The 12,989-nt window shown below is 58.6% G+C and carries 15 protein-coding genes and 1 pseudogene; 5 read left to right on the top strand and 11 right to left on the bottom strand.

Annotation, left to right across the window (positions count from 1 at the left end):
* Positions 1–188 precede the first annotated feature (188 nt).
* Together EOHIBHHM_RS25260 and EOHIBHHM_RS25255 are read left to right on the top strand one after the other, a co-directional pair.
* Complete coding sequence (locus tag EOHIBHHM_RS25260) at positions 189–473, top strand: DUF8113 family protein (RefSeq protein WP_497258859.1); 285 nt, start codon at positions 189–191, stop codon at positions 471–473.
* A 597-nt stretch (positions 474–1,070) separates the two neighbouring features.
* On the top strand, positions 1,071–1,520 hold the full coding sequence (locus EOHIBHHM_RS25255) for a universal stress protein (RefSeq protein WP_497258857.1): 450 nt from the start codon (positions 1,071–1,073) through the stop codon (positions 1,518–1,520).
* A gap of 316 nt (positions 1,521–1,836) precedes the next feature.
* Here EOHIBHHM_RS25255 and EOHIBHHM_RS25250 read toward each other — a convergent pair whose 3' ends face one another.
* Entirely contained in the window at positions 1,837–2,037 is a 201-nt protein-coding gene (locus tag EOHIBHHM_RS25250; RefSeq protein ID WP_497258855.1) for a DUF7835 family putative zinc beta-ribbon protein, read from the bottom strand.
* Positions 2,038–2,250: 213 nt separating this feature from the next.
* Here EOHIBHHM_RS25250 and EOHIBHHM_RS25245 point away from each other — a divergent pair, with 213 nt between their 5' ends.
* The gene (locus EOHIBHHM_RS25245; protein ID WP_497258853.1) at positions 2,251–3,402 is read left to right on the top strand and encodes an MBL fold metallo-hydrolase; all 1,152 of its coding nucleotides are present in this window, start codon (positions 2,251–2,253) and stop codon (positions 3,400–3,402) included.
* Between the two features lie 213 nt (positions 3,403–3,615).
* Here EOHIBHHM_RS25245 and EOHIBHHM_RS25240 read toward each other — a convergent pair whose 3' ends face one another.
* Positions 3,616–4,341 (bottom strand): DUF7475 family protein, encoded by a 726-nt coding sequence (locus EOHIBHHM_RS25240; protein ID WP_497258851.1) that lies wholly within the window; start codon positions 4,339–4,341, stop codon positions 3,616–3,618.
* Between the two features lie 184 nt (positions 4,342–4,525).
* Between EOHIBHHM_RS25240 and EOHIBHHM_RS25235 the strand changes: the two genes are divergently transcribed.
* Positions 4,526–4,885: a helix-turn-helix domain-containing protein gene (locus EOHIBHHM_RS25235; RefSeq protein WP_497258850.1), complete on the top strand. Its 360-nt coding sequence runs from the start codon at positions 4,526–4,528 to the stop codon at positions 4,883–4,885.
* Entirely contained in the window at positions 4,885–5,217 is a 333-nt protein-coding gene (locus tag EOHIBHHM_RS25230) for a DUF7521 family protein (protein WP_497258848.1), read from the top strand. The genes EOHIBHHM_RS25235 and EOHIBHHM_RS25230 overlap by 1 nt, the downstream gene beginning before the upstream one ends.
* A 116-nt stretch (positions 5,218–5,333) precedes the next feature.
* Here the strand turns inward: EOHIBHHM_RS25230 and EOHIBHHM_RS25225 are convergent, their stop codons facing one another.
* The 9 genes and pseudogenes from EOHIBHHM_RS25225 to EOHIBHHM_RS25185 all read right to left on the bottom strand — a co-directional run bounded on the left by EOHIBHHM_RS25225 (position 5,334) and on the right by EOHIBHHM_RS25185 (position 12,928).
* Positions 5,334–5,690: a four-helix bundle copper-binding protein gene (locus EOHIBHHM_RS25225; protein WP_497258846.1), complete on the bottom strand. Its 357-nt coding sequence runs from the start codon at positions 5,688–5,690 to the stop codon at positions 5,334–5,336.
* 236 nt (positions 5,691–5,926) lie between these two features.
* A pseudogene (locus tag EOHIBHHM_RS25220) lies at positions 5,927–6,535 on the bottom strand (RNA-guided endonuclease InsQ/TnpB family protein); the annotation flags it as partial.
* A gap of 213 nt (positions 6,536–6,748) precedes the next feature.
* A complete protein-coding gene (locus EOHIBHHM_RS25215; protein WP_497258844.1) occupies positions 6,749–7,117 on the bottom strand; it encodes an SHOCT domain-containing protein in 369 nt (122 codons plus the stop codon).
* Between the two features lie 131 nt (positions 7,118–7,248).
* The gene (locus tag EOHIBHHM_RS25210; protein ID WP_497258842.1) at positions 7,249–7,470 is read right to left on the bottom strand and encodes a hypothetical protein; all 222 of its coding nucleotides are present in this window, start codon (positions 7,468–7,470) and stop codon (positions 7,249–7,251) included.
* Positions 7,471–7,526: 56 nt separating this feature from the next.
* The gene (locus EOHIBHHM_RS25205) at positions 7,527–7,943 is read right to left on the bottom strand and encodes a DUF302 domain-containing protein (RefSeq protein ID WP_497259783.1); all 417 of its coding nucleotides are present in this window, start codon (positions 7,941–7,943) and stop codon (positions 7,527–7,529) included.
* Positions 7,944–8,036: 93 nt separating this feature from the next.
* Positions 8,037–8,387: an SHOCT domain-containing protein gene (locus EOHIBHHM_RS25200; protein ID WP_497259781.1), complete on the bottom strand. Its 351-nt coding sequence runs from the start codon at positions 8,385–8,387 to the stop codon at positions 8,037–8,039.
* 57 nt (positions 8,388–8,444) lie between these two features.
* A complete protein-coding gene (locus tag EOHIBHHM_RS25195; protein WP_497259779.1) occupies positions 8,445–8,741 on the bottom strand; it encodes a hypothetical protein in 297 nt (98 codons plus the stop codon).
* Between the two features lie 1,007 nt (positions 8,742–9,748).
* Positions 9,749–10,756, bottom strand: coding sequence for an ion channel (locus EOHIBHHM_RS25190; RefSeq protein ID WP_497259777.1), 1,008 nt, complete (start codon positions 10,754–10,756; stop codon positions 9,749–9,751).
* A 387-nt stretch (positions 10,757–11,143) separates the two neighbouring features.
* Entirely contained in the window at positions 11,144–12,928 is a 1,785-nt protein-coding gene (locus EOHIBHHM_RS25185) for a bifunctional metallophosphatase/5'-nucleotidase (RefSeq protein WP_497259775.1), read from the bottom strand.
* Positions 12,929–12,989: the final 61 nt, after the last annotated feature.

Here is a 12,989-nt window from a genome sequence, read left to right as displayed (position 1 = left end):
GCGCCACACCAGCAACATGGCAGCGCCAACAACGGCGAGCAGAACTGTCGTCGGCACGAGTTCCAGTCTGTGAGCAAGTATTCGATTTCGGATCGCCACGGGAATCGCACGCCCAGGATCGAAGATCGGGTCGGAGCCCAAGGAATGTCCCCATCGTTTTATGGCAGTGACGCGTACGCTCAGTCGAGATGACCAGCCAAGAGAGCACCGACGATTTCGACGGGCTTCAGACACGCGCGGCAGACGCTATCTGTAGGGACGACGTTGACTCGGTGTACGTCGGCATTATCACCGAGGAAGGAACAAAAGAGTACTATTTCGGAAACACCGTCGACGAATCGGAACTCCGACGAGTCGCCGCCGAGCAACTCGGCATGATGACCCGCGTCCTCGCGGCGAAGTCAGCGTCGACTCCTGAGGAGATCACCGAATTGGCCCTTCAACGAGCCGGATCGATGAATGTTCAACCCTGACCCACCGATGGGTCTGGTCGATCTGTCCGTCCCGGTGCAACCTCCCTGTGATGCCTCAGCTGCTGACCCACAGGGGTAACTGCTTGCGACGATGCGAGAACGAAAATTTCGGATTCGACTGCTGTGACAGGTGCTGACTGTAGAGAACCGTCGACTACCTTCGACTGGCAGTCGGAACAAACCTGTCGTAACCACCGATATCGAAGAGAGATGATCGCCAGAGACGTGAACACGACTTGAGCGAACTCGAGAGTACGCCGACTTTCCGAAACCGGCTCTGGGCCAACAGGATTACATACATAATCGTGTAACGACACATGTATTCTGCGGCTGTATAATAAGCCCCATCTTATCGGGGATGAAAGAGATGCCCGAACCATTTGAGCGATGACCGTTCGTCGGCACGCTGCTTCGGAACGACGAGAAGGGGTCGGTCACGACTGATTCGCCGTACCTCTCCTCCGGAGCGTCGTTTCAGCGCGCCATCACTGTGTCATTTTCCTTTCACGATCCAAGTCGGGACAAGTGGTAGTCAGAAGACGCTGCTGAACGCGACGGCCAGTGACCATTTGCCGCATGGCTGCGAAGGGTGCCCCGATGTACGATCGAATCCTCCTTCCGACGGATGGTAGTGACGGGACAGAAGCCGCTGTCGAGCAGGCGATCGAACATGCAAAAACGTATGAGGCAGAGTTGCACGTGCTCCACGTCGTCGACCAGTCGGCGGTTGATCTCACTGCGACGCCAGCAGCGGGTGAGATCACTGCGGATGTGCTTCGTGAACAACTTGACGATGAGGGGCAGACACTCGTTGAGGCCGTTGCGGCACAGGCAACCCAAGCTGGCGTTCCAACGACCACAGAGGTGGTCGACTATGGACGTCCCCACGAGAAGATCACGTCGTATGCAATAGACCATGGAATCGATCTGATTGTCCTTGGGACTCACGGGCGGTCTGGGATCGACCGCCATCTCCTGGGTAGCGTTGCTGAAAAGGTAATTCGAACTGCTGAGGTTCCCGTGCTGGCCGTGCAACTTGCTGAGTGACAGTTTCTCACCGCGTGGGGTCGAGATGAGAGACCGGCCACCAGAGGAGTGGCTGGCGGCCAGCGATGGTTCGGAGTATCACGACCGACGAGAAAACTGCCGGTCGTAACGAAACCGCGAGCGCCGTCTGTGTATCTTTCGACGCACAGGAGGGGGTGAGAGCCTGTTCGTTATCAATCTGTTCGCTGCTTACTCGTCGGCGCGATCAGCTTCTTCGCGAGTGTTTCTCGTGGCTGTCTCTGGCGGTGACGACGGTTCGTGTTCTCGACAGGGAGCGGCTGTCGCTAAAAGAGTAGTCTGTACAGTGGTGTCTGTCTCAGGCGTTGTTCATCCGCAGCGTCGTCTCGGTTTGACATTCCATGCAGGTCGCCACGCGATACGGTTCGCGGGAGTACTCTGCGTTCGTCGGCTTTGAGCTCTCTGTTCGGAGCTCCACCCGGACCTTGTGGAGCGTCTCACGTGCGCATTCCGAGCATGCTTCGGTGACTCCGTCGAGGGCGGATGGTTTGGTTGCCATAGCAGTCTGTTGGAGTCGCGGAGACCGAATAAAGAGAGAACTCCGTCTCGAATCGTTTCACTCCGTCTCAGATGCTTCCAATCGTTCACCGCACGACGGTGACTAACCTTGAGACGCATCGAGCATCGACGAGGCGGTTCACGAGAGGCAATGACTCGTCTCACTGAGCGGCAATAATGCTTAACACATTCAATACTGTATGTCCGGATAGCGATGTTCGAGAAAATCACCGTCCGTGAGCTTGCGGACGAACAGGACTCGGACAACGATGACTACACACTCATCGACACGCGCCCCGAGGATAGTTACGAAGCGTGGCACATCACGGGCGCGGAGAACATCCCGTTCGGGCCAGCAGAAACCTTGGACGATGACCAGCAAGAGGAGATTGACGAGCGGGCAGACGGAAGCCAGATAATCACGATCTGTGGAAAAGGAGCAACGTCGTCGACGCTCGCCTCCGAGCTGGATGCACACGACTACGACGACGTTGCGGTCGTCAAAGGCGGGATGCGGGACTGGAATTCCCTGTACGAGACTGCTCGCGTCGACACCGAGAACGACGACCTCGTTATCATCCAGTTCCAGCGCCGGGCGAAAGGCTGTCTCAGTTACCTCGTCGGATCACGGAGCACTGGGGAGGCCGTCGTCGTCGACCCAACGAGACACACCGACCAGTATGTAACGACGGCCGCCGAGGAAGGGCTAGAGATCACACAGATCATGGATACTCACATCCATGCCGACCACATTTCCGGCGGTCACGACCTCGCGGCAAAACTCGACGTTCCATACCGCCTCGGCGAACACGCAACCGCCCGAGACATCGACTACGAGTTTGACCCGCTGGAGGACGGTGACACCGTCTCGATAGGTGATGTGGAGATCGAAGTGTTATACACGCCCGGCCATACCTCCGAGATGGTCAACTACCGTATCGACGACGAAGCAATACTCACCGGCGACGCTCTGTTCCTCGACTCGGTTGGCCGCACGGAACTCGAATTCGGCGAGGAAGAGGCCGAAGAAGGCGCGAGGATGCAGTACGAGACGCTCCACGACACGCTGCTGGAACTTTCGGACGAACTCACAGTGCTCCCGGGGCACGTCACTGTGAACAACGACGGCACCTACGAGAACGGGTCACCGGGCGAACTCGTCGGCGCGTTACTCACGGATGTCCGCAACAGTCTCGACCTGGTTGATCTCGACGAAGAGGGGTTCGTCGAGCGGATGATCGAAAACATCCCCGAAAAGCCGGATAACTACGAGACGGTCATCAGCATCAACCGTGGAAAGGAGAGCGTCGAGAGTAGTCGCGATGCTACGATGCTCGAGACCGGGGCCAACAACTGCGCCGCCTGACGCTGTCGGTTCTGTCAACACGAACCGGGTGATCGACGGACAAGGCGAATACCCTACGACACTGCGTCGTCAGGAGGAGGGAGGGTCCCCATCTCGAAGGTGGGACGGCCCGTGTGTTCGGATATCGCTGAAACGTCTCGGATCTCCCTCTCTGAAAGGTTCAGATTTGGGGAGGGGTCGTCGAAGATCGGTTCTCTGTCAGCGCCCCCTGTGTTATCGTTCCCGGAAATAGAGGTAGCCGAGCAGGAGAACCAAGAGCACCTGCACGATCTTATCGAGCAGACCGAAGCTATCCAGATGGGGCATCCCCTCGAGTACCCACAGCGGAATTTGGACGAGCGTAAACAGTGCTCCGCTGGCGTAGAGATAGTGACGATTGAATCCGGTAAAGAAGAGAACGATTCCGCCGATAAATCCTGCCCCAGCGAGCAGCATCACGAGTTCACCATGTTCTAAGAAGAGATACAGGTGGACAGCGGCCGTGAAGAGAGCCAATAACGCCACAGCAAGGTGGATGGACGTCGCCTCAAACCCGTCACGGTTCGACGAGAGATATCGGTACGTCGGTGCCGTCGCTACCGCACCGACGAGGAACAATCCGCCGACGACGGACAGCCAACTGCCAAGAAGCCCCTCCTCACTGTGTCCATCACCCTCGTGCGCGTGTCCATCGTCGCCCTGTTGGGCGGAGTCGTTGTGATGGGGTGTCGACGTGCCCGTTTCCTCTCCACCCGTGCCCGTTTCCTCTCCACCATGAGCATGTTCGTCGTCGCTGTGCTGAGTGGACGTCCCCGACTGCGTCGACGCCTCGTCGTGGTGGGCCGTCCCGTCGCTGTGTCCGGCAGTCGTCGTGGTCGGTGTCGCCGTTCCGTGCTCTTCGTCTGCGACCGCGATGCCCGATAAAAGCGTCAACAGGACGACGCTCACAACGAGCAGCATTCGGCCGGTTCTTCGCCATCGGTGTGACATACACGCCAGGATATTCTCTCGGGGAGATTAACTTGAGGAGCGTATTTTCATCTAGTGCAACTACCGACACTCTTTTATGAAAATTAAAGACAGTCTTGCAACGTGCAGCCAAGTGGCCAGTAGAGATATACTGGTGAATCTGACAATAGTGGGTATGCAGCAGAGCGGGAACACGAACAACCGGCTTCTCGCATTACTCGGTAACGATGCCGTCAGAGGGATTCTTGCAGCGACCGACGAAGAGCCGATGTCGGCACAGATGCTCGACCAGCAGTGTGATGCGTCGCTCACGACCATCTATCGGCGGCTAGAAGACCTCCTCGAGTATGAACTCCTTCGGGTAGAGACGGCGGTTCGCTCCGACGGAAACCACTACCGTCTCTACGAGGCGAACTTAGACCACCTCAACGTCACGCTCGAAAACGGCGATTTCGACGTCGAACTGGCCAGACGCGACGATGCACCAGACCGGTTCCGTGGCATCTGGGATGCGATGCAGGGGCGTGAGAAGTGATGCACCTCGGTCTCGTCGTGGCGAAACTGGTCGTTATCTTACTCGGTCTACTCATCTCGTATCAAGGGTTTCGAGCCTACCGTCGAGAGCAGAGCCACCGAATGTTGTTCGTCGCAGCTGGATTTACGCTCATCACCATCGGATCAGTTCTCGAAAGTGTGCTCTACGATATCTTGCATCTCTCAGTTTTCGTTTCAGGGATGGTCCAGACGGGGTTCGTCGCTGCGGGGATGGCACTGATCCTCTACTCGCTGTTCGTGACTCACCAGTCGGCACGAAGTAAGCGCTCGCGATCTCGTCCGTCGAACGATCAGCAACACCGGGCAGATTGAAACCCCCCACTACTCTGTCACCGCGCGACCTCTCAAAAAAGAGATTCGATTTGCGAAGTCGCACCCGGGGTCGACTTCCGACCGAGTGCGACAGCCTCTCGATTGAATAACCGGCTCTACGCCGACATCATGCTGCGACAGGATTCGGCACAGTCGCGGAGGACGTCGGCACACGTCTGGCAGTGGTCGGCATCGTGCTGGTCGCACTCTTCGGCACACTCTTCACAGACACCGGCACAGACCTCGGCCAGTTCAGTGCTGTAGTTCGAGTTCCGTGCCATGAAGCGTGCGTGGAGCGAGGCAACGTCTGCGGCGTCTCGGCAGAGCCGGATGCACTCGTCCATGCCCTCTTCGCCGATACACTCGTCGGCGCAGTACTCACACGCTTGTGCGGCTTGCAGGCAGTTCTCGATGCAGTCGCGCTGTTCGTCGTCCAGATGCTCGAGTTCGGAAACCGTATCTGTGAGTGACATCGCATCTATACCAACGGGCGGATCCTTTTCTGCACTTCTGGCTTACAGCGTTCTGTCTCTCGCTTCCGCACCGAACAAATCCGCCCTGAAAGTCACCATCAGTTAATGTTGTTCAGATCCCATTCACGAAAACTGCCACAATCGGTTTGCGGAGCGACAGAGTAGACCTCACTCATGGGGACACTGGCCGAAACCGATACGCAGATTCTTCAGCTTCTGGTGAACCTGCCCCGAGGTCAAGCCTCGGGGCTTCCTGCTTCAACGACGCGCTTTGCATCCACCGCAACCGGGGTGAACACAGGGAGCGCAGTCTGCACAGGCGTTGGTTCGGAGCGTCCCGCCCCTACATCTTCGAGACCGCGAGAAAGAATGTTCTTCGCCGCATTCAAATCCCTATCCTCCTCGTGGCCGCACGCCGGGCACGAATGCTCACGCACCCACACCGGCTTCGAAGTCTCCACACCACACCGCGAACACTCTTTGGACGTCCCTGCCGCGTCAACTTTCACGACATGTGTCCCATACAACTCGGCCTTGTACTCCAACATGGTCAGAAACCGCGACCACGCCGCATCCTGCTTGTTCTTCGCGGGTTGGGACGTTTTCATCACCGGTTTCACGTCCAAGTCCTCAACGGCTACTAAGTCGTACTCTTTCACCAACCACGTGGATAACTTGTGCTGAAAGTCAACGACTTTCCGTTTGATATGTCGCTTCGCTTTAGCAACTTTCCGGCGTTGGGATTCCCAATTGTTCGCCCCGTGTTCCTTCCGGTCGAGCTTTCGTTGCTCATGGGCGTATCGTTCGTACTCGTCCTCTAAGTCGAGCATATCCACGGAAAGGTTGACGTACTTACGTTGCAGGCTGATACGCCCCTGTTCCTCGCCGGCTTCGTCAACGATGATGATGCCTCAGTGGGAGGCTCCAACGTAGATCGTTCTGTCGACACCGCCACCACTACCTGGGAGATTCCCGATGCATCCCGAGAGACTTGCGACGCCGGCGCTGAGTGCCGTCAAGAACTCCCGTCGCTGTACTGTTGGGGACATGATGGTGGATTACTGCGACTCCTCGTGGCTGAGTTTCGCGCGGCGCTGTTCAAACTCCTCGTCGGAGAGATCACCCCGAGCGTACGCCACTCGGAGTTCCTCGAGTGCCCTATCGCCGGTCAGCGACGACCCGACACGGCCGACGAGGCCGCGATACAGGAGGTACCCGATACCGACGAGGACGATGAGCCAGACGAGCATCATCCCAATACCCCACAGCGGCGAGAGGCCACCGGCCATGCCACCGCCCCACCACCAGCCCATCATATCTATCATCGGCATCGCGAACACCATCATCAACAGCGGGGATAGGACGATCGCTGCGAGGACGATCAGGACGATGTGGAGCAAGCCATCGGACGTGCGCTCTGTCGACATAGTGAACCACTAGGACTGTTCGTCAGTTGACTCCATAATTTGGTCGGCTACCAGTACCACTCTGGTAATGGACTCTGACGGAGGAGTAACGGACGATACGTTACTCTGTGTATTCACCGAGCTGGGTCCCCTCAGCAGCAGTCGTTATTGTCGGGCGACCACTCGCACGCGTCCCCAGTCGTCAGGCTGTTTTCGTCTACGTAGGTCGAGAGACACGCATAGTTGCAGAAGTACGTCGGCGACCCACAGTCGTCGCTACAGTCGCGGACACAGATCGGGTCGTGGTCGAAAATAGGTGATCCACAGTAAGCGCACGTCTCGTCAACGTCAGGGAGTTCGACGGTCGTAGACATACCTGCGCTACGGACCCGAGTCAAAAACGTATTTCGCCAGTCGAACATCCATATACTTAGACCGCCGACGAGGATTCGAGTTCGTCAGCGACAGTGGCGAGGACGCGCTCGAACCGGTCGTTGACCTCGTTTGCGATCGGATCGAGCGCCTCGTTGTCGGCGGTGCCGACCAACTGCTGCGGATCGACCGCACTCACCATGACCTCGCCGTCGTCGGTTTCGTAGACGATGACGTTACACGGGAGGAGTGCGCCAAGTTCGATCTCTTCGTTCAGACCTTCGTGCGCGAGCGCCGGATTGCACGCACCGAGAATGCGGTACTGTCGAAACTCCTCGCCGAGTTTCTCCTCAAGCGCCGTCGGCACGTCGATGTCGCAGAGGACGCCGAATCCTTCGTCTGTGAGCGCGTCGGGCGTTGTCTCGACCACTTGATCGAAGTTTCCGGACACAGACTTTTGTATTGTGTACGTCATGCAATATGGTGCCCTGTTAGTTGACTTAAGCGTGGGGTTCCGTAGCGGTCGTCACGGATAGAGTCATCCGTACTGAAACTGACACCGAATGGATCATCCGGTACGTTCCAGCTGTTCACGCCGCCGCTCGAATTCGTCGTCAGAGAGCTCACCACGGGCGTACCGCTCTCGGAGAACCGAGGGCGGGCGTTGACTGGCCCCATCGTCTCGACCCCTCCCGAGGGCGACGATGAGGTAGAGCGGGATCGCGAGCAGCAACCCCATCCAGAGGAGCCCCCAGAGGCCCATCGTCCCCCCGAAGAGACCCCAGCCGCCGCCCATCGTGCCGCTGCCGTAGCTTCCGCCCATGGCGGCAACCGTTCCCGTCGCCGCGACCAGTAGCGGGACGGCGAGTAGCGCAAGTCGACGAGCAGTGCGTCCGATGTGGGTAGTGAGTTGCGTCATTATCTTGAGTTGGTGAGTCACCGTGTTCGGTCGAAGCGATCGAAACGGTCAGGGCCGTCAGCAGTGGCCCTGCCCGTACATTCCGCCGGTGTAGTCGTCGTCAGCCATGTCCTGGGCCATCTCGTCGACGGTCACACCCATGTGCGATTCCATCCACTCGACGCTACCAGGGCCCATGTGCTCGGTCATGTGCGACTCCATCCAGACCGCCCAGTCGGCAGCCGTCCCCTCGTACGGGGGCGCGTCGTCAGCGATCGTGTCGTTGCCGTGTGCGCTGACCACGGGCGCGGCGAACGCGAGTCCGATGATCGCGAGCGCCACGAGCAGCCAACGTCCGAGTTTGAAGGTGGTCATTGTCTCTCTCCTCGGTTACTCGTAGGACGGCTCAGCAGTTGTCCATGTGGGTGATAACTCGCACGGGAGAACGTTCGAGACCGTGTATAGAGCGATCTAATCGTTTCTCGCGGGAGGAATCGTTCACCGCGGTCGTATTCGGCAGGATGTGACCTCGCCCGCTCCCCAGTCACGGGAGGCAGTGAGCGGGCTCACGCTGCGTGGTTCTGTGGAGACTGTCCTCCACGCCCGATAGAGTCTCGATAGAGACTACTCGGTGAAGCCCCGCATCTCCGTACTTGGGCGGAGCTGCAAGCACCACGCACTAAAGACAGTACAACCACGACCGCTACCAGGCCTCTGTCGAGCCGCTCCGCCAGTGCGCAGAGACCTGCCGCTCGATAGCGTGAGTACACGAACACAACTGCGCTCATTGACATCCTCCCCGCGCTAAAGGGCGAGGATTCCACGAAGTGGAGTTTGAGGTTGCGTGTTTCCTCGGGGTTCAAAGACGCTTTCGCGTGACCCTTCGTCGGTAGCCGTCCAATTGTGACCGAGGACGTGCATTGCAACGGGTACAGCCCTGTCAACGGGGCCTTCCCATTCAGACGCGCTGAACGTGGTTCGAGACGCCTTTGGCGTCTCGTCATCACGAAAGACGCGGTGCGTCTTTCGAACGACTTCGACAGGAATACTGCTTCCCTCCACGACAGGGTATTCAGCCTGTTGGGTACTGCCATTCGCGTCTCCATTACGAGGACGTGGCAGAGTGGTTCTGGTTTTGTTACCCACCACGGTCGCTGGTCGAAGACCAGTGGACGGTGAAACCGTCGTGCCGAGTATGGGGAAGACCATCACCACGTAGTACGGTCGAACCCCGCAAAAATGTACGGAATCCAAACTCAGCCGTGCTATCGACTGTGGGTCGCGGAGAGTAGTGTCGGATTCATCCCCGCGCTAAAGCACGGGGCTTTCTCCTTGAATCTCCGTAATTTTTCTCCCGTTCTATCTGAGGGTCCATAAGGAGCTTACATCGTCTCTGTTCGGGGCCATGGCCGGGCATCAGCGTCCGTGATGCCATGAAGCCTGCGTCGTCGAGTCTCGATATCACGTAGTGAGTCAGCAAACTCCTCGTCAGAGACCGTCGGAACGCCAGCCTGACGGAGTGCATCTAACTCTGGCGCAGCCGGGGTGTCGTCCGGTCGGGTAGCCATCTCGTCAACCATGTCCAGGTAGTTCTCGACACTGGATCGTGCATTCTCGAGGACGGGGGCACTCGGTTGGATATCCTCTGGGACACCAAATCGCAATAGTGTGAGCGAATCGTCGAGAACGACGACGTTGTGGACCGGCGCGTACTGTCGTCGTTGCGTGTAGAAGTAGTGGAGAACTGGGTACGCCATGTGGTTGACTGTGAGCCGGTTGAGCTCGGTTGTAATCGTATTGAGAGGGAGGTCAAAGTCATCGAACTGCTCCCCGTTCCAGCCGGCCGCCACGATTTCCTCACTCCGTCGTCCGAGTCCGCTTACGGTACTGGCGAACAGTTTCTTCTGAGTGACGGCGCCGAGAACGGAGAGCACGTACGTCACGAGCAGGGTAACGACGAGCATCCCACTCGCGGTCATGAGCACGGTCGTGATCTGCCAGACACCCCCCTTTGGACTGAACCCGCCGTTGCCGAGGGTGAAGAGCGAGTAGCCGACGAAGTAGAACCGTTCGATCCACGAAGCGGTACTTCGACTGCTGGTTTCGATAACTGCGGTCTCGGAGCCAGCGAAGACGAGTGTCCAACCCAGCCACAATAGAACAATCCACGTCGCGAGGCTGGCGACGAGAATCAGCGGCCCAGCCAAGGTGAGGAGCTGGGACTCTCGGCTTGTCGCTCGTCGAAGTGGGTTCCAGAGTCCACTCATCAGTCGCGTCGTGAGCGGCCCTGAACCCCCCTCTGCCCAAATCGTCGTCCAGAGGAGATCGATAATCGTTCCGCTCAATACTATCACGCCCAGAGCGGCGTATAGAGGGGCCGTATCAGACATCGTGTTCCCGGGGTACGAGGGTTAGGAATGCGTATTCCCAGCGGTCCATTGCGTCTCACGATTGGATTGGAGTTCCAAATTCAATAGGGTTCTGGCCTGGGAAGCGAAGCCAAACCCTTCAACTGCCTTGTGTTCAAAACAGGATTCGGTGCCAGAGTAAGGAATCTAGTCGCGCCGATCCAGTAGCAGGGGGCCCGAGGCTACGAACGACAATAAGACGAGTTTCGCCGAGAAACCAAGTGTACAACTGGCAGTATCTGAGGATGATGACAAAGGTACCGTAGTACGTGTAGCCGTAGTCGTCGTAGAAGGGTGGGTCGTTTGGACCCTTACCTGTGTAGTGTCTGATTCGTCGTTCGTCGAATCTGTCGGGTGTGCCGTCGCTGTCTACCGCTTTCGATTCCGCCCTTCTTCAGGAAAGGCGTTCCCATGGGGAATCATGGCAGTCTCACAGTAGGCCTCACCGCCTTGATAATCGACGCCTGGTTGAATGAACGGGTAGGGTCCATCTGCGGGCGTGTTCTGGGCTCGGCCGCCGTCGTCTGCGGTCTCGATCAACCCCATCACTTCGTAGTCAACTGGTGAGTGCTCTTCGAGGTACTCAACGATGACGTCGACCGGTATCGTCCCGTCGGCGACCTCAACGTCCTGGAATGGGAACCCGCAGTTGCCGAGGTCGCGTTCGGGATCGCCGGGGCGGCGGAACGTCGCCACCGAGTACGTCTCTTCCGGGTCGACTGGCTCGCCGTCGATGCGCATCTCGACGAGGCGACGGCCACGCTTGGCGGTCGGGTCGACGGTCACCTCGACGTTCGAGGAGAAGTTCCGGACACGGCCGTCCTCCTGATCGTAGGGGTAGGGCGTGAAGTTGTCCTCGAGGAACGCCTCCATGTGGCTCGTGAGTTGCTGGCCGTACGCGACGCCGCGGGCAACGGGCGTCGCCATCGGGAAGAACGTGTATAACTGGCCGAGCGTGACATCGCCCGGCGGGATCGCGGTCCCGTACCGGAACCCATGTGAGACGGCCAGGTCGGTATCGAAGTGTGCTTGGAGTGCGTCGTTGAACAGCGTGTTCCAGGCACTTTCGAGGAACGACTGCCGGTAGAGCGGTGTCTTCGTTCGCCCGACGACCGTGTCGAGTGGTCGATCGAGCGTCCCGGCCCCCCGCTCGAATTCTGGATTTTCCTCGAAGAACGGCGCACGCACCGACTCGACGGTCTCCGCTGCATCGGCGTCCGGGTCCGGCGTGTACTCGCCGTCTTCGGTGAGGCAGTAGAGGTGGTGTCGGAACTGTACTTCCCCGTCTCGAACTCGGAGGTCGACGCGGCCGAGCGCTTCGCCCATGCCGGACTCGATGACCACCGTTTCGGTCTCCTCGACGACGATGGGATCGTACGTGTACTCGTGAGTGTGGGCACTGAACATCACGTCGACGTTCGCACAGTCCTTCGCAGCCTGGACCATCCACGGAAGACCGATTTCGGTGACCGCCACGACGATGTCCGCTCCCGCCTCACGGGCGGCGTGCGCTGACTCTTCGAGGAGTGCGGGGTGCTTGCCGAAGCGGTACTTCCCCTCGTAGAACGCAGGGGCCATCCGGTCGACGTAGACGTTCGTCATCCCGACGACGCCCACCGAGAGACCGCCGATGTCGAGGACCCGGTACGCGTCATACAACCGCTCGTCTGTCTCCCAGTCGTAGAGGTTGTTCGCGAGGACGGGCGCGTTGAGTGCGTCCATCAGGTCGCGGAAGTTCCCGTCTTCGGCGGCCTCGTTCGAGTAGTCCCAGTTACCCGGAACGTAGATGTCCGGGACGAGGTGCTCGTTGATCGGTTCGAGCATCGCTCGCCCGTTCGTGTACGTCGTCATGGCGGAGCCGTGGAACGTATCGCCGCTCATCAGCGTACACATCTCGTGGTTGGCCCGAAGCTCGGCAAGTTTCGCCGCGAGCACGGGAACGCCACCCCCTCGCTTGACGGTGCGGTCCGCGTCCCCAAACTCGAAGTTGGGTCCCGACGTCGCATTGTCGTAGTAGATCTGGTGTCGGGCCGTCAGTTGTCCGTGAAGGTCACTAACATGTGCGAACACCAGATCAGGCTCACCCGCTGTATGGTGAGCGGCACTCCCGTCGAGACGTCGCCAATCGCCAACCGTTGCCTGCTGTTCGGTCATACTAACGTTGACAGCGTACGAGAGCCTCTAGCTCAAAGGTTGTGGGCAATAATCGAAAGTA

The organism is Halogranum roseipondis (assembly GCF_059695585.1).
This window is presented reverse-complemented; position numbering and strand designations above follow the sequence as displayed.